This window comes from Desulforhopalus sp. IMCC35007 (assembly GCF_005116575.1).
Classification (GTDB): Bacteria; Desulfobacterota; Desulfobulbia; order Desulfobulbales; family Desulfocapsaceae; genus Desulforhopalus_A.
Map to the genome: position 1 here is coordinate 54,918 of NZ_SWCN01000008.1, position 18,153 is coordinate 73,070.

At 44.7% G+C, this 18,153-nt stretch carries 18 protein-coding genes; 13 read left to right on the forward strand and 5 right to left on the reverse strand.

Features of this window, described 5'->3' with window-relative positions; genetic code table 11:
• Window positions 1-198: 198 nt before the first annotated feature.
• The 7 genes from FCL48_RS10045 (at window position 199) to FCL48_RS10075 (ending at window position 4,989) form a co-directional block, all read left to right on the forward strand.
• Window positions 199-618, forward strand: coding sequence for a PPC domain-containing DNA-binding protein (locus tag FCL48_RS10045; RefSeq protein ID WP_136872147.1), 420 nt, complete (start codon window positions 199-201; stop codon window positions 616-618).
• Window positions 615-1,214, forward strand: coding sequence for an ECF transporter S component (locus FCL48_RS10050; protein ID WP_136872148.1), 600 nt, complete (start codon window positions 615-617; stop codon window positions 1,212-1,214). Before FCL48_RS10045 ends, FCL48_RS10050 begins: the two co-directional genes overlap by 4 nt.
• 56 nt (window positions 1,215-1,270) lie before the next feature.
• Window positions 1,271-2,074: an energy-coupling factor transporter transmembrane protein EcfT gene (locus FCL48_RS10055; protein ID WP_240744810.1), complete on the forward strand. Its 804-nt coding sequence runs from the start codon at window positions 1,271-1,273 to the stop codon at window positions 2,072-2,074.
• A gap of 3 nt (window positions 2,075-2,077) precedes the next feature.
• Complete coding sequence (locus tag FCL48_RS10060; RefSeq protein WP_136872149.1) at window positions 2,078-2,947, forward strand: energy-coupling factor ABC transporter ATP-binding protein; 870 nt, start codon at window positions 2,078-2,080, stop codon at window positions 2,945-2,947.
• Window positions 2,931-3,758 carry an energy-coupling factor ABC transporter ATP-binding protein gene (locus tag FCL48_RS10065; protein ID WP_136872150.1) on the forward strand — a complete coding sequence of 276 codons (828 nt, stop codon included), beginning with the start codon at window positions 2,931-2,933 and terminating at the stop codon, window positions 3,756-3,758. The genes FCL48_RS10060 and FCL48_RS10065 overlap by 17 nt, the downstream gene beginning before the upstream one ends.
• A 509-nt stretch (window positions 3,759-4,267) precedes the next feature.
• Window positions 4,268-4,456: a hypothetical protein gene (locus tag FCL48_RS10070; protein ID WP_136872151.1), complete on the forward strand. Its 189-nt coding sequence runs from the start codon at window positions 4,268-4,270 to the stop codon at window positions 4,454-4,456.
• 344 nt (window positions 4,457-4,800) lie between these two features.
• Window positions 4,801-4,989, forward strand: a complete 189-nt coding sequence (locus FCL48_RS10075) for a DUF3553 domain-containing protein (protein WP_136872152.1) — start codon at window positions 4,801-4,803, stop codon at window positions 4,987-4,989.
• A 75-nt stretch (window positions 4,990-5,064) separates the two neighbouring features.
• On the opposite strand, the gene FCL48_RS10080 is transcribed toward FCL48_RS10075, so the two are convergent.
• The 3 genes from FCL48_RS10080 to FCL48_RS10090 form a co-directional block, all read right to left on the reverse strand.
• Window positions 5,065-5,460, reverse strand: a complete 396-nt coding sequence (locus tag FCL48_RS10080) for a type II toxin-antitoxin system RelE/ParE family toxin (RefSeq protein WP_136872153.1) — start codon at window positions 5,458-5,460, stop codon at window positions 5,065-5,067.
• Window positions 5,461-5,525: 65 nt separating this feature from the next.
• The gene (locus tag FCL48_RS10085) at window positions 5,526-7,139 is read right to left on the reverse strand and encodes a DUF445 family protein (RefSeq protein ID WP_136872154.1); all 1,614 of its coding nucleotides are present in this window, start codon (window positions 7,137-7,139) and stop codon (window positions 5,526-5,528) included.
• Window positions 7,120-7,800, reverse strand: coding sequence for an HAD family hydrolase (locus FCL48_RS10090; protein WP_136872155.1), 681 nt, complete (start codon window positions 7,798-7,800; stop codon window positions 7,120-7,122). Before FCL48_RS10090 ends, FCL48_RS10085 begins: the two co-directional genes overlap by 20 nt.
• Before the next feature lie 168 nt (window positions 7,801-7,968).
• On the opposite strand from FCL48_RS10090, the gene FCL48_RS10095 reads away from it, so the two are divergent.
• From FCL48_RS10095 to FCL48_RS10115, 5 genes are all read left to right on the forward strand, one after another.
• Window positions 7,969-8,616, forward strand: coding sequence for a succinate dehydrogenase cytochrome b subunit (locus tag FCL48_RS10095; protein WP_136872156.1), 648 nt, complete (start codon window positions 7,969-7,971; stop codon window positions 8,614-8,616).
• A gap of 73 nt (window positions 8,617-8,689) precedes the next feature.
• Window positions 8,690-10,618 carry a fumarate reductase/succinate dehydrogenase flavoprotein subunit gene (locus FCL48_RS10100; protein ID WP_136872157.1) on the forward strand — a complete coding sequence of 643 codons (1,929 nt, stop codon included), beginning with the start codon at window positions 8,690-8,692 and terminating at the stop codon, window positions 10,616-10,618.
• A gap of 65 nt (window positions 10,619-10,683) precedes the next feature.
• Complete coding sequence (locus FCL48_RS10105; protein ID WP_136872158.1) at window positions 10,684-11,439, forward strand: succinate dehydrogenase/fumarate reductase iron-sulfur subunit; 756 nt, start codon at window positions 10,684-10,686, stop codon at window positions 11,437-11,439.
• 43 nt (window positions 11,440-11,482) lie between these two features.
• Complete coding sequence (locus FCL48_RS10110; protein ID WP_256374286.1) at window positions 11,483-12,607, forward strand: NAD(P)/FAD-dependent oxidoreductase; 1,125 nt, start codon at window positions 11,483-11,485, stop codon at window positions 12,605-12,607.
• Between the two features lie 159 nt (window positions 12,608-12,766).
• A complete protein-coding gene (locus FCL48_RS10115) occupies window positions 12,767-13,039 on the forward strand; it encodes a hypothetical protein (RefSeq protein ID WP_136872160.1) in 273 nt (90 codons plus the stop codon).
• Here the strand turns inward: FCL48_RS10115 and pepN are convergent.
• The gene (gene pepN, locus FCL48_RS10120; protein WP_136872161.1) at window positions 13,036-15,657 is read right to left on the reverse strand and encodes an aminopeptidase N; all 2,622 of its coding nucleotides are present in this window, start codon (window positions 15,655-15,657) and stop codon (window positions 13,036-13,038) included. The genes FCL48_RS10115 and pepN overlap by 4 nt on opposite strands.
• 150 nt (window positions 15,658-15,807) lie before the next feature.
• On the opposite strand from pepN, the gene FCL48_RS10125 reads away from it, so the two are divergent.
• Window positions 15,808-17,031, forward strand: coding sequence for an LL-diaminopimelate aminotransferase (locus FCL48_RS10125; protein WP_136872162.1), 1,224 nt, complete (start codon window positions 15,808-15,810; stop codon window positions 17,029-17,031).
• A 72-nt stretch (window positions 17,032-17,103) separates the two neighbouring features.
• On the opposite strand, the gene ispH is transcribed toward FCL48_RS10125, so the two are convergent.
• The gene (gene ispH / locus FCL48_RS10130) at window positions 17,104-18,042 is read right to left on the reverse strand and encodes a 4-hydroxy-3-methylbut-2-enyl diphosphate reductase (protein WP_240744812.1); all 939 of its coding nucleotides are present in this window, start codon (window positions 18,040-18,042) and stop codon (window positions 17,104-17,106) included.
• Window positions 18,043-18,153: the final 111 nt, after the last annotated feature.

The window sequence follows — 18,153 nt, forward strand, 5'->3', positions numbered from 1 at the left end:
CAGCTCCCGGCATATATCAAACCATTTGCACAGGTATTCACCTTCGCCCGATTCATACGTATCGATTCTGCTGATAATTCCGCCAGCACACATAAGATATTCCAATTTGCTCTGGAGAATATTCTTGAGTATACAAGATCATGTTCGCCTGAGTAGCAATTACAAGCCACCGACAACACATTAAAAACATACCTTTTTATGGAAACATTATCTCTCAGACTCCACCCAGGTCAGGATCTCAAGCATGAACTTGATCAACTGATTGAAAACCAGCAGATTAAAGCGGCCTGTATCCTCACCTGTGTTGGTAGTTTGACAACCGCTGTACTGCGATTTGCCAACCAGGAAAATTCAACAAGATTTGACGGTCATTTCGAAATCGTTTCACTCACCGGAGTTATGTCACAACATGGATCTCATTATCACATCGCCATCGCCGATGAAAAGGGTACAGCTTACGGCGCCCATTTGCTCGAGGGATGCAGGATCTACACAACCGCTGAGATTGTCATTGGCATTATCGCGGATAGTTTATTCCTGAGGACATTTGATCCCCAGACAGGATACCCCGAACTTGAAGTCATACCCCAACCCAACAAAAAGGAGTCTGAATTATGAGTCTCAACCGGCGTTTTAAAGAAGATTTCACCACGACAACGGTGGTGCTGATGTCCATTGCCATTGTTATCAATATCGTTGGTGGGCAATTAGTCTCAATGCTCAAACTTCCAATTTTTCTTGATTCAATCGGAACGGTGCTTGTTGGTCTCCTGGCTGGCCCCTGGGCCGGTGGTCTGACAGGGCTACTTACAAACCTTATCTGGGGTATGATATCCTCACCCGTGGCCGCGGCCTTTTCCCCTGTCGCAATGGCAATAGGTATAGCTGCTGGCCTGTGCGCAAAATACGGGCTATTCAAGACCTGGTGGCTGGCAATGATCAGTGGTGTGATCATTACCGTTTTTAACGCTATTGTCGCTGTACCCATCAGACTCTATATGTTTGGTGGAATTACCGGTTCTGGTGCCGATTTCATCACATCCTACATGCTGGCTCTTGGTAAAGATCTGTTTGGTTCTGTTGTGATCAGTGTCTTCACCGCAAATCTCATTGATAAAGTTATCACGGCAGTACTTGCCTGGGGTATCGTCAAAGCCCTGCCTTTGCGCACCACAACCAGATTGCCCCGGGCAAAAAACGTTGTTAGTGCCTGATAACACAATAAGCGGTGAACAGGGTTCCGCAGAAAGTATCACAATAACATAACCTTATGCTGAACCAACAGAAGATGGCGCCCAACAAAACGACGGCTACACTCTTTATAGATAAAGACTCGTGGCTCCAGAGATTACACCCCTTAACCAAACTTTCCTATATTCTGTTGACCGGTGTGGCCGCTTATGGAGGACCATCTTCTTTGTTATATATCTGCTTGTTACTCTTTTGTAATGCAGTTATTACCGCCTCCGGAGGCCTCCTGAAAGATACAGCCAAAGCTTTGCTACGTGTGATACTGCCACTGTTGCTCTTCATGATTCCCATTCACAGTTTTTTGTTTCCCGGCAACAGGACCGTACTTCTTGAGTTCCATGGAATGATCGTCTATCAGGAAGGTCTGCTATTTGCCATCTCGACCCTGACAAAACTGACCGTGGTTTTAATAGCCTCCTTCCTTTTCGTTTTTTCCACCCATCCTGCGGATCTCATTACCGCATTATCCCACACCTGTAGATCACCATCACTGGCTTATCTCCTCGGCAGTCCGCTACTGTTACTGGCATCCATGAGAGAACGGATTGAAACCATCCAGGCAGCCCAGCGTGCCAGGGGCCTTGATGTAGATGGAAATATGTTCAGACGTTTTCTCAGCCTTGCTCCCCTACTTCTTCCATTGGTTCTCGGGGCCATCGTTGAGGTGGAACAGCGTTCTATTGCCCTCGAGGTCCGCGGTTTTAAATCCACTTCCATAAAAACATCGCTGCGGAAACTCTCCGACTCGGCATTGCAGCGTTTTTGCAGATGGCTGATGCTGGCAATCGCAGCAGTTGTTCTTCTTTTACACGGGTTAGGATAAAACATGATCCAGCTTGAAACAGATCACCTCACCTATCTTTATCCCGGATCGGAGTCTCCTGCTCTACATGAGGTGTCGATCAAAATCAACAGAGGTGAATTTGTCGCAGTCACAGGCGCAAACAACAGTGGAAAATCAACTTTATGTTATGCATTTGCCGGGGTTATACCTCATCTCTATAACGGTCATATGAAGGGGCGGGTACTCATTGACGGACAGGACAACAAGGACAGGACGGTAAGTGAAATTGCCCGTCACCTCGGACTGGTTCTCCAGATACCCGGCAGTCAGATGTCCGGAGTACGCTATACCGTTTTCGAGGAAGTTGCCTTCGGACTTGAGAACCGGGGCGTTCCAAGGGAACAGATGCTGGAGCGGGTCCAGACCGTACTCGCTCTCTTTGGTCTTGAGGAGCAGGCAACACGATCACCCTTCCATCTTTCAGGAGGCCAGCAGCAACGCCTTGCCCTGGCAACTGTTTTGGCGGTTGACCCGGCCATTATCGTCCTGGATGAACCGACGACCTTTCTCGACCCGCAAGGGGCAAAACTGGTCTTTGAAATCCTGCGAAAGTTGCAGCAGCAGGGAAAGACGATTATCATCGCCGAGCAGCGACTGGATCTGATTGCTACCTACGCTGACAGGGTTCTGGCATTCGACAGAGCAAAGCTTGTGCTTGACGGCATTCCAAGGGAAGTGCTCACTTCAGCGATGCTCCCTGACCTTAAACTCAAACATACCCGGTATACCCAGGTAGCTCAGGTACTGCAGCAGAAAGGATTATGGCCTGATAAGCTGACATTACCTGCATCACTGGCCGAAACAGTGGACGGACTCTCCCTGCGGAGGAAGACACATGATTATTTGTGCTGAAGACCTAACATTTGCTTACAACGACTCTCTTATGGCATTGCAAAATATCTCTTTTGAGATCTCTGCAGGCGAATGTGTTGCCCTGACAGGCCATAACGGTTCAGGGAAATCAACTCTTGTAAAGCACCTGAACGGTTTGCTGAAACCGACCAAGGGCAGAATCCTCGTTGCCAACAAGGATACCGCAACAAGTAGAACAGCAGAACTGGCAAGCCAGGTCGCCCTGCTCTTTCAAAATCCGGACGACCAGATCTGCAAACAAACAGTATGGGATGAAGTTTGTTTTGGCCCACAAAATCTAGGGTATGACAAAAAAAAGACGACGACACTTGTACAAGAGGCATTAGCACTTTTTGAATTGACCTCTTTTGAGAAAAAAAATCCCCATGATTTTGGTTATAGTGAGCGTAAAAGAATTGCCATGGCCTCCATTGTGGCGATGGATACTCCCATTCTCGTGTTCGACGAACCGACTGCAGGGCTGGACTCCTATGAGATGTCACTGCTCATCAACACGCTGAAAAAACTGCAGTCAGAAAACAAGACAGTTCTGGTCATTTCCCATGACATGGATTTTGTCGCAGAAAACATCCTGAGAGCAATATCTCTGTCAGCCGGAAAAAAAGTGTTTGACGGAAAACTCAGAGATCTCTTTGAACAAACCGACCTGATGACAGAAAGCGGGCTTCTCCATCCTCAGACAATGCAACTGAGCAAGGCTTGCGGTCTTTACTCTTCACCTCTTTCCACCGATGAATGTGTTGCAGCAATAGCAGAACAATTGGGACAGCCCTCACTGCCTAACGCATAGATCCATACAATATTGTATTGCATCACTAAGCTTCAGCCTAACATCATTGGGTACCCAGGATAGGTGAGCAATCATCACCTACTGTAACCCACTGATAATATGTCATAAAAAAACAAAGCTTGTGTAATATGCAATTATGGTCTAGTTTATACAAGTCCACGCAGCGAAGAGGCGACCTTTTCTACATTCCGCGATCCACTTCTCGTTTCAGTAGTTCCATCGTTTGTGTTTGCAATAAATACCAAAGTTGGCTTTTTCACCTATATTTGCCCTGCCCATCAGCCTGCCGGTAAATCTTGGCCTGCTGATTGGAATAATTCGACATTTGGTTTGGTTTGCTTCTTCACACGGTCAGGTTTTTCTATTTGATCAAAAAAGGAGGAACACCCTTAAATGAACCAAAAAATCAAGATTGACAGTTCTTATAATCTGTACAGGTGTGGTTGCCTTATCTTTTGCATAGATAGGGCAACCACATCAACTCATATAAAAATTAGCATGGAGAAATAATGCAAAATAACACAAGTGCAGCAACAGTTCGTGAAACCCATTCTCGAAAAACCAAGATCTCAACGAACACAAATTACAATTCTAAAAAGACCACCAAAAACCAGACGAAGCCCAGAAGCGAGCGGAGCAGACTCATAGCACTGCAGGACGCATTGCAGGATCCAATCATCAGCTGCGAAGGGTTGTGATCAACGCCATAAAAAGATCGGATGTTTCGGGGTAGACAAACATCTCTTTCCTTCCCTCCGGGGCACTCTGTCTTAACAGCGATTACAGAAATCGCATTATTTTCGTCAACAAACCGCTGCATATTGCTGGCTGGCAACATCGGCTGATACAGCCTCTATTCGTTCTATCGCGCTCTGTAACCATGAACAACCTTTTCCGTTGGTATCTGGGGAAAGGATTTGAGTTCAGATCCTCTACAATGAACTCAAGCCATTTAAAGAAAAAGAGTGCAGGCTCTCACAATATGAATGCAGCGGTTTTACATATCTGCATATAAAACAAAATAATTAATCAGGGGAACACAATGAAATACAGCTTAAATACCGGGGAAAATGTCCGTCATCGAACAAGATCTCAATGGGGAATTGGCAAAATCACTTCGGTCAACAGTTGTGGAACTGTCAGAGTAGTTTTTGAGGGTAATAAAATACTCTCCATTTCCAAGGGAATAAACTACTTGATTAAAGTCGACAATCAAGGCAATAAAATTTGATGCATCCGTTCACCGGACCTGTAGTGGTGCCTCAGCAAAGATTTTTTCCCTGAATAAAGACCTGGATTAAAGTGGTTAAAGCAACGACCTTGGCAGCACTACCTCGCTTACTTCTGCGCCATGTTTTAACCGCTCAAGATTTGTCATAGAGATTTTTGCATCTTTGCTTGGCGTTTTTCGTGTTTTTTTTATAAACCCATGCAACAACACGATATCGTTATCCTGCGTTTTTGCAAACAATACTCGGGCTGACTCTTTACCGCAATCCACACGAAGCTTATAGATGGTGCCTTTATAACCCCAGATTCTGGGGTTCAGGATTTTCAAGCTGTTGCTTGTATTAACGTCATTGAGCTCAGCATACGCCTGAAATTTCTTACATATCGCAGCTTCAAGTTTAGTTGAAACCGACCGTAGAAATACATCAAACTCAGATGTTCCATCATGCCCTTGTAGTGTTAGTATTTTCATGTGGCAAATGAATGTTCCCGCAGAACAGCACAGATAATCGGAGATCTCACCTCTTGTTTCTCAGCTCAGCCAGCATAAAGGAAAAACAGATTGAGACAACCAATAACAAAACCCAAGAGACCACCAAAGAGATTGATATATTTAAACTGTTCTTCCATTATTGACAGCAGCAGACCTTCGAGTTTTAAAAGATCGAGAGAGTTCACTTTTTCTGTCACAATTTTTCGAATATTCAGCGAATAAACGAGACCAGGGACCTCTGAGGCGAGCACCTCTGAGGCAATTTTTTGGAAAGATTTTGAGATACCTTCCCGCACCCCCGCCGGGATATACAGCCCAACTCGACCAAGCCTTTTATGCAAAAGACCACTTGCGAGTGAGTCAATCAACGCATCGATTGTTGTCTTGGTGTGTTCGGATTGCAATAACTGACGCGTTTCCTTCACAAACCATGTTTTAGTGCCAGCAGCACTTTCATTACCAAGAAGCTTGTCAAGAACTACCCCAGTCGACAATCCACCTGAGTCTATATGGTTTTCAAAATTTGATTTGATCATCGATGCCAAAACAGTAGACACCTCTTTACTGCGGATCAGCAGGAGTATCTGGATTGTGCATTGTTTACAGAAATCTCGAACGACTTCTTCATTTTCCGTCTTTACCCATTCTACGATGGGCTTGTTTATGAAATTCTGGCTTCGCTCCCGTAAAATGACAACAACCTTTTTCTGGACCTCTTCAGACTCCAGCCAGGCAACGATATCGTCATTTTTTTCAATAAGATATTCCCGAATCTTTTCTTCTACGGTCTCAATCCGCATAAATCCCCGAACCATATCAGCCATGCCGCCAAGGGAATCAATAAACTTATCAACTCCCGCACATGTTCCGGCAACGACTCTGTCACGGACGGAGGGTTCACTTACTATTGTGGCGATTTTTGTCAAAAACGATGGGATCTGTTTTTCAACCGAATCAAGCAGCAACTCCTGAACGGAGATAGGGATAACTTCTGCAAGAGATTTTTCCTCCTGCAGGACGGAATATACTTTTTGATGAACAAAATCTTCAACCCATTGCGCCATCGGTTCACTGTCAAACATCCGGGCTATATTCTCTTCAATAAAGCCATAGACAGCCTCTCGTTTATCCGCTGGAATAATCAACCCAATTTCTTTTTTAAGAAAAGCATCAAGGCGATCCCCTACCGCTTCTGCAACTATCTTTTCAAATTGTTCAGAGTCAATAAAAGTGCGGAGCTGGCCTTTGACCTGATAGGTCACCGCGCGGGCCCCCATATCAAGATACGCTTTAAACTTTTCAGGCACTATTTCAGTGATATTGCCAAGATCTTTTGCAAGGACTCCCTTAACCCTGCCGTCAATAACATTATAAAGATGTTCCTGAAAAGCCTGCTGCTGCAGACCTTTTCCTATTTCTTCGCTGGTAAGAAGATGGTCGCCAACGACTTCCCCCATATTCTTAGCGAGCTCGCTTCTTTTGGAAGGAATGACCCCGGGAGTCATGGGTATTCGTAAGCCTGCTATTTTCCAGGGATTAAGTGGCCTGAAAAGCATTTTAATTGCAATACGGTTGGTTACATAACCTATGAAAGCTCCAACAACAGGAGGGGCTATATATTTTGTGTATTCAAGTAATTCAACGGGTAGCTGTGACATAGTCTAGTAGTTCAAGAGGATGGTTAATGATTAAATCAGGGGCATTTTCTAGCAGTTCTTCAACAGGACGAAATCCCCAACTTACGCCTGCAGTTTTCATTTGGGCGTTTTTTCCTGTCTGAATATCGACACCGGAATCACCGACAAAGAGGATCTTATGGGTATTCACTTGTAACATATTTGCAATCTCAATAGCCACAGCCGGGTCGGGTTTTTTACCAAACCCCTCCCTTTGACCAAACACGGCCTGAAAAATATTACCTGGAAAATATTCTTCAACAAAAAGTTTTGTAAACTCATGTGGTTTATTTGAGAGCACAGCGAGATTGACTCTTCTTTTTTGTAGCTCAGCCAACATATCATTAATCCCAGCATAAGGACAACAGTTACTCTTCCAGCTTTTTGCATACAATCTCTTAAAGGCATTGCAACATTGCTCTATAGTTTCGGTCGAGGTGCCTTGTGGAACTGCGCGCTCAATGAGTTTATTTAGACCATTGCCTATGAAGTTTTTATACGCAGCGCGACTATGTTCCGGAAAATTAAAGTCTTGCATCACCTCGTTGACTGTATCACTCAAACCGTCGATAGTATCAAGAAGAGTTCCGTCCAGGTCAAATATTATTGATAACACTTCCATGTTTTTCTTTTCCTTTGTCATATCAACACATTAGATATTCTCTTTTTTAAAATAACAACCTAAAAGTAAGATGGTGGAAAATTGTCCTGATAAAAAACCAAATTTTTTCTTTCATTTTTAATAATTTTTTATATTATCAGGCTAATTTGCAACTAACATTAACTCATAATTTTTCACCGAGGTGTACTTATGTGGTTTGTCAGGTTATTAAGCTCTTCAATTGGTAAGAAACTTATAATGGCGGCCACTGGGCTGCTGTTAGTTCTCTTTTTAATCACCCATGCTGCAGGAAACGCTACCATTTTCATGAGTAGCGATGTGTTTCAAAGCTATGCGGACGAACTGCATAGCCATCCACTCATAGTACTCGTTTTCAGTTTTTCACTTTTATTGATTTTTCTCTGCCATATCGTAGCAGGCCTGTATCTCTTTTTTGAGAATCGCAAGGTCAGTCATTCACGATATGAGGTCACGACAAGGGTTGTAAAAAATTCTTTTGCCTCCGAGACCATGCCATATACAGGGCTTATCGTTCTGCTCTTTCTCTTTGTTCACATATTCGGTTTTACCTTCTCTCCAAAAGATGTGCAGATTTCAGTAACAGTTAAAGAGTTACTTGGAAACTTTTTTTATGCACTGTTTTACATTTTTGCCTTTGTTGCACTTACCATCCATTTAAGCCACGGGTTCTGGAGTATGCTGCAAACGTTTGGAATCAATCATCCAAGATACAATACGTTGATTTCCAGGTTGACCCTAGGAATTCCGCTGTTTTTTCTGTTAATTTTTGGTGGAGTCGCACTCTATTTCATGACCGGACTTGGCGCTCATTACTAGCGAACAGTCCTTTTTGAAAATGAGCTAACCACAGAAAAAATATTATATAGAATCTAGCTAAGGTTTTAAAAACATGGAACTAAATGCACGCGTACCAGCCGGCCCTCTGGAAAAAAAATGGGATACACATCGCTTCTCCAACAAACTTGTAAATCCTGCCAACCGTCGAAAATATACTGCCATCGTCGTTGGAACAGGTCTTGCTGGTGGCTCGGCCGCTGCCACGCTTGCGGAACAGGGCTATACTGTTAAGGCGTTCTGCATTCAGGACAGTCCGAGACGAGCCCACTCCATCGCAGCCCAGGGAGGAATAAATGCTGCTAAAAACTATCAAAATGATGGCGATTCGGTTTTCCGTCTCTTCTATGACACTATAAAAGGCGGCGATTTCCGTGCAAGAGAAGCCAATGTCTACCGCCTGGCCCAGGTCAGTACTGAAATTATAGATCAGTGTGTTGCTCAGGGTGTCCCGTTTGCCCGGGAATATGGTGGAACCCTGGCTAATCGATCCTTTGGTGGCGCTCAGGTTTCCAGGACCTTTTATGCCCGTGGACAAACCGGACAACAGCTTCTTCTTGGAGCCTATGGTGCACTTTCCAGACAAATCCACGCTGGCCGGGTAAAGATGTTTAATCGTCGGGAGATGATGGATGTCGTCGTGGCTGATGGACGAGCACGGGGTATCACTGTTCGAAACATCATTACCGGTGAGATTGAATCCCATGAAGCCGATGTCGTCATCCTGGCCACGGGCGGATACGGTAATGTTTATTTTCTCTCCACCAACGCTATGGCCTCAAATGTTACAGCTGCCTGGAGAGCTCATAAAAAAGGTGCAGGATTTGCTAATCCTTCCTTTGTACAGATCCATCCTACCTGCATCCCTGTCCACGGTGATTATCAGTCAAAGCTGACTTTAATGAGTGAAAGTCTGAGAAATGACGGCCGGGTCTGGGTACCAAAAAAACAGGGGGACACTAGACTTCCTGCCGATATCCCAGAAGAGGAAAGAGATTATTACCTTGAAAATAAATATCCAAGCTTTGGTAATCTCGTACCTCGAGACGTTGCCTCCCGTAACGCCAAAGAGCAGTGTGATTTAGGTAAAGGTGTTGGGAGCACAAGACTTGCTGTCTATCTTGACTTTGCCGATGCCATTAAAAGAGATGGCGAGGCTACTATTTTCAAAAAATATGGCAATCTCTTTCAGATGTACCAGAAGATTACTGACAGTGATCCAATGAAAGAGCCTATGATGATTTATCCAGCCGTTCACTATACCATGGGTGGACTTTGGGTGGATTATGATCTGATGACCAACATTCCCGGTCTTTTTGCTATTGGGGAGTGTAACTTCTCTGATCATGGTGCAAACCGACTGGGTGCCAGTGCACTGATGCAGGGCCTTGCCGATGGTTATTTCATTATCGCCACTTCCGTTGCCCATTACCTTGGGACGAATAAACTCGATAATATTAGTGTCCATGACCAGGCGTTCATTGACTCCAAGCGTTCCGTGGAAGATCGCATTGCCAAATTGCTCAAAAATAGTTCCGGTGGACCTGCCGGAAAATTCACAGTGGACGAAATCCACAAAGAACTCGGAAAACTGATGTGGGATAACTGTGGAATGGCACGGAACAAGGAAGACCTGGAAAAAGCTCTTAAAGAACTCCCCGCCATTAAGCAGAAATTTTGGGATTACGTTTATATACCAGGAGACACTAAAGAAATTAACCAGTCCCTGGAAAGAGCAGGAAGAGTTGCTGACTTCCTCGAATTTGCTGAAATCATGATACGGGATGCTCTTACCCGGGAGGAATCCTGTGGCTGCCATCTCCGTGAAGAAAGCCAGACCGAAGAAAATGAAGCCAAGAGGGATGATAAAAAATATTCCCATGTATCAGTGTGGGAATACTCCGGAGAAGACGCAGAACCCAAACTGCACATTGAGCCTCTTTCCTTTGAAAATGTAACTCCTTCCCAAAGAAGTTATAAATAAGGTGCTAACCCCCGTTATCCGTTGAGCATAGAGACTTTAAACTGAACTCTGAAGGTATATACAAAATGAGCAGCATTAACTTGACTTTAAAAATCTGGCGCCAACAAAACAGTGACGCACTCGGGCGGTTGGAGACCTATACTCTTGACAATGTGAACACCGACATGTCCTTTCTGGAAATGCTCGATGTTCTCAATGAAAAACTCACAAAAGAGAGCAAAGATCCTGTTGCCTTTGACCATGATTGCCGTGAAGGTATCTGTGGAATGTGCGGCGCCATAGTAGATGGCGTTGCCCATGGCCCTGAAAAAGAGGTAACACTCTGCCAGCTCCATATGCGTCATTTCAAAGATGGCGATTCAATTGTTATCGAGCCTTTCCGCTCCAGAGCCTACCCGATTAAAAAAGATCTGCTCATTGACAGATCAGCCTTAGACCGGATCATTCAGGCAGGTGGTTATGTTTCAGTCAATACCGGTGGCACCATAGATGGCAATGCCATCCCGATTTCTTCCCAGAAAGCAGAACTTGCAATGGATGCTGCAGCCTGTATCGGCTGTGGTGCCTGCGTTGCCAGTTGTCCAAACGGTGCTGCGATGCTTTTTACCAGTGCAAAGATCTCGCAGCTTGCTCTTCTCCCTCAAGGACAGGTAGAGCGCAAACAACGCGCTCTTGCAATGGTGGAGCAGATGGATAAGGAAGGTTTTGGTAATTGTACCAACGCCAAGGAATGCGAGGCTGTCTGTCCTAAAGGTATTTCCATCCGCAATATTGCCCGCCTCAACCGAGAATATCTATTGGCTGCGTTAACAGAAGGCTGAGTTGCCATTTTCCGTAAAAACCACAACCTGCCACTGCCTTTGATTGCAGTCGGCAGGTTTTTTTGTTATACCTCGGCAGCACAATCTCACTCCACCAGTCAAACCAACCATTGATAGAATTTCAAAAATGACTTTTTATGATGTCGTTATTGTAGGTGCCGGACCGGCAGGTCTGGCCTGCGCCAAAGTTACTGCAGAAAATGGCGCCAGGACCCTTGTAATCGAACGAAAGAACCGAATCGGCTATAAGGTCTGCGCCGGTGGAATAACCTGGAACGGTCTTATAAATAAACTTAATGATATTTCTGAGAAAAGCTTTACAAGGCAGTATATTTTCAGCAAATATCAACAACTGACTATTACTGAAAAAAATCCTATTATAGCAACGGTAAACAGGGAAACCCTGGGACAGTTAATGCTGGAAAATGCTCTAAGAGCCGGCGCCCATATAAAATCAAATTGGCAGGTTACAACTATTTCTGATCGTACCGTTACGATGGTGGATCGCTCCAGTAGAACCTCTGAAGTCATAACTTATGGCACACTCGTGGGGGCCGACGGTTCCTCATCTGTTGTCCGGAAACATCTTGGCTATCCCGTAAGAGACTTTGGTGTCGGCATCAACTACATGGTGGAAGGTAACTTTTCAAAGATGGAGTGGCACCTCAACAGTAGCCTTTTTGGCAGCGGTTACGCCTGGATCTTTCCTCACAACAACCGGGCTTCAATTGGGGCCTATGCGGATTCCAAATCAGTCGGCGCCTTATTCCTCAAAAAATCTCTTATGCGCTGGGCCACAGCACAAAAATTATGCCTGCCCGCTAAAGGTCTGACCGCTGAGCGTATTAACTATGACTTTGTAGGCTATCAATTCGGCAATACATTCCTTGTGGGCGATGCTGCAGGCCTTGCCTCTGCGCTTACTGGGGAAGGTATTTACCCTGCCATGGTATCAGGAGAGGCGGTTGGTAAAGAAATTGTTTACAACAAGAAACGGGATCCAGAGCTTGATAAACTCATTGTCAACCATAAAAAACACAGGATAATGGCCAAAATCGCAAGATCCCACCCAAGGATGTCAACCTGCCTTTCTGAGCTCATCTGCTACGGGTTAAAGAAAAATATCATAAACTTTAGCGCCGCTGAAATGGCTCACTCCTCTTCTTAGCACAGACTTTGCCCTATGTATTACACAAGCCAGCTTCGAAACCGTACCCAATGGATACACTAAACTTTCATAAAATTTATCCCAATCCGAAATCAAAGAGTTTGGTTCGCACCGCCTTTACAGGTGTACACCAGCTCACGTCCTGCTCCGAGAAACTATATGCAAGCGCCTATTAACAAAAAGAAAATCTGGATTCTTAATATTATTTTCCTTATTGCCTGTGCCGCAATTCTCATCTTTCTCTTCAGAGCCCCGAAGGAAACAACCGCTGCTTTACCCCACGATGATATCCATGCAGAATTCTTCCTCATCAAGAGTAAAAAGGCAGCGGAGAAGAATTGCCTCGATTGCCATGGACCCAGTGGAGATGCCCCTCTCAAGGAAGGGCATCCTCCAAAATTCAGATGTCTGTTTTGCCACAAGAGATCCTAAGCAAGGGCGTTAATGACAATCTCCTGAACATCACGGGAAAGATTCTGTTGCTCCAGGATTGCTTGAAGCTCACTTTTCATTAATGCTCCAAGACGGGGCTCATATCGCCTCCAACCGGTCATGGGGGAGAGCAGACGTGCTGCTATCTGGGGATTTATCGTATTCAAGGCGATAATCTGTGCAGATAAAAAGCGATACCCATCCCCATTTTCACTATGAAATCTTGCATGGTTACCACTACAAAAGGTTCCAACGAGGGCACGAACTTTGTTTGGATTTTTTATTGAAAAGGCAGGATGCTCCATCAGACAGCGCACCTCACCAAGCACCTCTGGCAACTCCGATAATGCCTGTATAGCAAACCATTTATCGAGTACCAGGGTATCGTCCTTCCATTTTTCATAAAAATCAGAAAGCACCTCTTTTCTAACGGCCTTATCTGCGTTGGCCAGAAGCGAAATCGCTGCGATGGTGTCCGTCATGTTGTTTGCCTCATAGTACTGAGACTTACACAAATTCAGGACTTCGTCCCCTGCAGGTTCAAGGGCCAGAAGATAGGAAAGACAAAGATTTTTAAGACTCCGCTGACCTTTTGCCTCGGGGGAGACGCTATAAGGTTCGGTTGTGCAGTTGTCATGATAAAGCTTCAGCAACTGCTCCCTGCATCTCTTCGCCACCGTCTGTTTAACAAGCGACCTTGCCCTGTGCAGATACTCTGGATAAATAATTTCCATTTCCTGAGCAAGGGTTGTTTCCGCAGGCAACTGTAAGGCAAGGGCTGCCAGATCTTTATCTGCTATATCTGAAGAAAACACCTTATCCACTGCTTCAAGATAAAATTCATCAACTGCGGGGGGGTCCCCTTTTTGCATTTGCGCCGCTACATCCAGAATGACCTGGCTTGAGAGTTGATTTGCACAATCCCACCGATTATAAAGGTTGGTGTCGTGGCTCATGAGAAAAGCCAGTTCTTCCTTATCCTGGAAGCGTTCTACTTTAACAGGTGCTGAAAAATCGCGGAGAAATGAAAGGACTGGTGTTGTACCGATATTTTTAAAAGTAAAAACTTCTGTTGCTTTTTTTACCTCCAGCAGTTTTTCGTCAATCAGCTCCTTACCACTTTCATCAAGCAAGCCTATTTTAACAGGAATATGAAACGGCAGTTTTTTCTCCTGCCCTGGAGTTGCCCTGCAGCGTTGTTCGATGGTGATCTTGAATTCTGATAATTCTTTATCCAATTCCGTCTTAACCGTTAACACTGGAGTTCCCGCCTGACTGTACCAGTTTCTAAATTGGCTGAGATCAACTCCAGAGCTGTCTTCCATGGCCTTAACAAAATCGTCACAGGTAACGGCTTGTCCGTCGTGTCGCTGAAAATAGAGATCCATACCACCTCGAAAGGCCTCAGCCCCAAGCAGGGTATGCATCATGCGGATAACCTCTGCACCTTTGTTGTAGATGGTGGAGGTATAGAAATTATTAATTTCCACAAAGCTGTCAGGACGAACCGGATGAGCAAGAGGTCCGTTATCCTCTCTGAACTGAACATTTTTGAGCAGCCGAACGTCATCAATCCTCTGCACTGGCCTGGAGTTCATGTCAGATGAAAACTCCTGATCCCGAAAGACAGTCAACCCCTCCTTCAAACTTAACTGAAACCAATCCCTGCAGGTGACTCGATTACCGGTCCAGTTATGAAAATACTCATGAGCAATGACCCCTTCGATTCCAAGAAAATCTTGATCTGTTGCACTTTGCTGGGTTGAAAGGACATATTTGGAGTTGAAAATATTCAAGCCCTTATTTTCCATTGCCCCCATATTAAAATCATCAACCGCAACAACCATGAAGATATCGAGATCATATTCAAGACCAAAAACCTCTTCATCCCATTGCATTGATTTTTTAAGAGAAGCCATGGCATGTGCACATTTATCCTTATTTCTCTCTTCCACATAGATTTTCAGCTCAACCTTTCGACCGGACCGGGTCGTAAATGTATCGTCAATGCTGACAAGTCTGCCTGCCACCAGAGCAAAAAGATAACAGGGCTTTGGAAATGGATCTCTCCAGGTTGCGTAGTGCCTGGAGTATGCAAGCTCCCCTTTTTCAATAAGATTTCCGTTTGACAACAAAACAGGATATAGCCCCTTGTCGGCTTCAATGCGGGTAGTAAAAGTCGTCAGCACGTCTGGACGGTCCGGATAATAGGTTATCTTACGAAAGCCCTCGGCCTCACACTGTGTACAATAATTACCACTTGATTTATAGAGCCCCTCAAGAGAACTGTTCTTGGCCGGATAGATCGCAGTTTCAATCTCTAAGGTAAAATCCTTCCCAGGACTTTTAACAGTGAGACCTTTATCATCGATGGCATATCTTTCTGGGGGAAGTGCAACACCATCTATTTTTATGGAAATGCACTCTAACTCCTCCCCGTAGAGAAATAAATCGTCGGCAGACAAAGTATTTTCACTGAGGACTGCCCGGTATCTCGTGGTGGCTTTTACCACGGTTTTTTCTTCATAAAGCTGAAATATCAGGTCCAGAGAGTCAACAATATATGGAAACGGACTATAGTCTTTACGGTAAATTGTTACGGGTTCTTCATTTTTCATAGTTTTTCACATTTATCTCCGAGGATATCCAAGAAGAGATGACAGTTGACAGCGACAATCATTCCCTTATAATTACAATTCTGAATTTGTTAAAAATACAGGGAAAGAAGCTAACTCCTTTTACTTAAAATACAACAGAGAAACTTTTAAATGATTACAATCAATGACAATTACTTAAAGCTGCAGGCATCTTACCTCTTCTCCGACATCGCAAAGCGAGTGGCCTCTTTCCAGAAGAACCACCCCGAAATTGATGTGATTAAACTCGGCATTGGCGATGTGACCAAGGGCCTTCCCCCGGCTTCAATCGAAGCCTTTCACAAGGCCGTTGACGAGATGGCCAATGATGCGTCTTTTAAAGGCTATGGGCCTGAGCAGGGCTACGATTTTTTGAGGGATGCTATTGCTCAAAATGATTTTCAGGCACGGGGAGCTGACATACAGGCAGATGAAATCTTTGTCAGTGATGGCGCAAAATGCGACACAGGAAACATTCAGGAGCTGTTTTCAACAGATATAACTATCGCAATTCCCGATCCTGTCTACCCTGTATATCTTGACACCAACGTTATGGCCGGGAGAACCGGTATTTTTGAAAACGGCAGATACCAGGGACTGGTTTACCTCGACTCAACCAAGGAAAATAATTTCATCCCAGCCCTGCCCACAGAAAAAGTTGATCTCATTTATCTCTGCTTTCCCAATAATCCCACAGGCTCAACGATATCAAAAGAGGAATTGAAAACCTGGGTGGATTACGCCAAAGATAATAAAGCCCTTATTCTTTTTGATGCCGCCTATGAGGCTTTTGTCAGAGACGAGAACCTGCCAAAATCCATCTATGAGATTGACGGCGCAAAAGAAGTGGCAATTGAATTTCGCAGTTTTTCCAAAAGTGCCGGATTCACAGGAACCAGATGTGCCTATACAGTTGTTCCAAAAGAATGCATGGCCTATGATAAAGAGGGCAAGAGTCACTCCTTGCATAGCCTATGGAACAGACGACACTGTACCAAGTTTAATGGCGTCTCCTACCCTGTCCAGCGGGCAGCTGCGGCAATATACACCAAAGAGGGCAAGGCACAATGTAAGGCCCTCATTGATTACTATATGGAAAACGCATTTACCATATGCCAGACAATGGATAAACTTGGTTACAAATATGTTGGCGGCGATAATTCGCCCTATATCTGGATTGAAGGGAATATGGATTCCTGGGAATTTTTCGACATGCTACTGAACAAGGCAGGGGTAGTCTGTACCCCCGGAGCAGGCTTTGGCAAATGCGGTGAAGGATACATTCGTATTTCAGCCTTTAACAGCCATGAAAAAGTTCAGGAAGCGATGCAACGCTTAACCAAGGCTCTTGGCTAAAGTTACCCCGAACCATATCGCTACAGAATACCAGGCCAGAACTCCTGTGAACATCAACAGGAGCTCTGGCTTTTATTTGGAATGCTCTGAAATTAGCGCAGGTTGAAAATGGATGGTTTCTTCGACTCCATCCAATTCCTCTACAACAACTTGTCGTTTTAAACCAAGCCAGGATATTACACCTTCTACAAGACGCTCCGGTGCAGAGGCTCCTGCTGTAATGCCAATTGTTTTCACTCCGCTAAGCCACTTCTCTTCTATATCTTCATAATCATCTACCAGATAAGCTTTGACCTTACAGGAAGAAGCAACCTCTCGTAATCTGTTTGAGTTAGAACTGTTTTTGGAACCTACAACGAAGATCAGCTCACTTTTGGCGGCAAGCAATCGGACGGCATCCTGACGGTTCTGGGTGGCAAAACAGATATTTGAGCGCGGACCCTGAATGCCAGGAAATCGCTTTTTCAAAATTGCAATAATTCCTTCAACATCTTTTTTACAAAGAGTCGTCTGGGTCACGTATCCGACAGCAAGAGGATCACTTATCTGAATGTGTTCCGCTTCCTCTTCGGTTGCAACGATCTGTACGCCCCCTTGGACGCGCCCTGCAGTCCCCTCTACTTCGGGATGATTATGATGGCCGACGATAATAACCTCAGTTCCCTGCTGGTGATATTTCTCCACCATCCTATGAACACTGGTCACAAGGGGACAGGTTGCATCAACGGTACGCAAACCTAATTCCTTTGCGTAGGACTCGACCCCAAGAGAAACACCATGGGCACTGAAGACACAGACCTCACCATTGGGCACATCGGCCAGATGTTCAACAAACACGGCTCCCGCCTGCTTCAATTCATCGATAACATGTTTATTATGGACAATCTCATGTAACACGTATACGGGTTGACCATACTTTGAAAGGCTCAGTTTTACCGTTTCGATAGCTCTTTCAACACCGGCACAAAAACCTCTGGGAGAAGCAAGATAGACATTTAATAAATCTGTCACAATCAACACCTTTATCTCATCAATTCTAATTTTTCCAAATATTATTCCACTCAAAAAAACATTACCTTTTCTACAGAAGGTATTTGATCCCCTTGCGGGATCTTGGATAAG

Bases quoted from the DNA above. Each gene is read 5' to 3' on its own strand.
- FCL48_RS10045 (WP_136872147.1), top strand. From the start codon at position 199: ATGGAAACATTATCTCTCAGACTCCACCCAGGTCAGGATCTCAAGCAT.
- FCL48_RS10050 (WP_136872148.1), top strand. From the start codon at position 615: ATGAGTCTCAACCGGCGTTTTAAAGAAGATTTCACCACGACAACGGTG.
- FCL48_RS10055 (WP_240744810.1), top strand. From the start codon at position 1,271: ATGCTGAACCAACAGAAGATGGCGCCCAACAAAACGACGGCTACACTC.
- FCL48_RS10060 (WP_136872149.1), top strand. From the start codon at position 2,078: ATGATCCAGCTTGAAACAGATCACCTCACCTATCTTTATCCCGGATCG.
- FCL48_RS10065 (WP_136872150.1), top strand. From the start codon at position 2,931: ATGATTATTTGTGCTGAAGACCTAACATTTGCTTACAACGACTCTCTT.
- FCL48_RS10070 (WP_136872151.1), top strand. From the start codon at position 4,268: ATGCAAAATAACACAAGTGCAGCAACAGTTCGTGAAACCCATTCTCGA.
- FCL48_RS10075 (WP_136872152.1), top strand. From the start codon at position 4,801: ATGAAATACAGCTTAAATACCGGGGAAAATGTCCGTCATCGAACAAGA.
- FCL48_RS10080 (WP_136872153.1), bottom strand. From the start codon at position 5,460: ATGAAAATACTAACACTACAAGGGCATGATGGAACATCTGAGTTTGAT.
- FCL48_RS10085 (WP_136872154.1), bottom strand. From the start codon at position 7,139: ATGTCACAGCTACCCGTTGAATTACTTGAATACACAAAATATATAGCC.
- FCL48_RS10090 (WP_136872155.1), bottom strand. From the start codon at position 7,800: ATGACAAAGGAAAAGAAAAACATGGAAGTGTTATCAATAATATTTGAC.
- FCL48_RS10095 (WP_136872156.1), top strand. From the start codon at position 7,969: ATGTGGTTTGTCAGGTTATTAAGCTCTTCAATTGGTAAGAAACTTATA.
- FCL48_RS10100 (WP_136872157.1), top strand. From the start codon at position 8,690: ATGGAACTAAATGCACGCGTACCAGCCGGCCCTCTGGAAAAAAAATGG.
- FCL48_RS10105 (WP_136872158.1), top strand. From the start codon at position 10,684: ATGAGCAGCATTAACTTGACTTTAAAAATCTGGCGCCAACAAAACAGT.
- FCL48_RS10115 (WP_136872160.1), top strand. From the start codon at position 12,767: ATGCAAGCGCCTATTAACAAAAAGAAAATCTGGATTCTTAATATTATT.
- pepN (WP_136872161.1), bottom strand. From the start codon at position 15,657: ATGAAAAATGAAGAACCCGTAACAATTTACCGTAAAGACTATAGTCCG.
- FCL48_RS10125 (WP_136872162.1), top strand. From the start codon at position 15,808: ATGATTACAATCAATGACAATTACTTAAAGCTGCAGGCATCTTACCTC.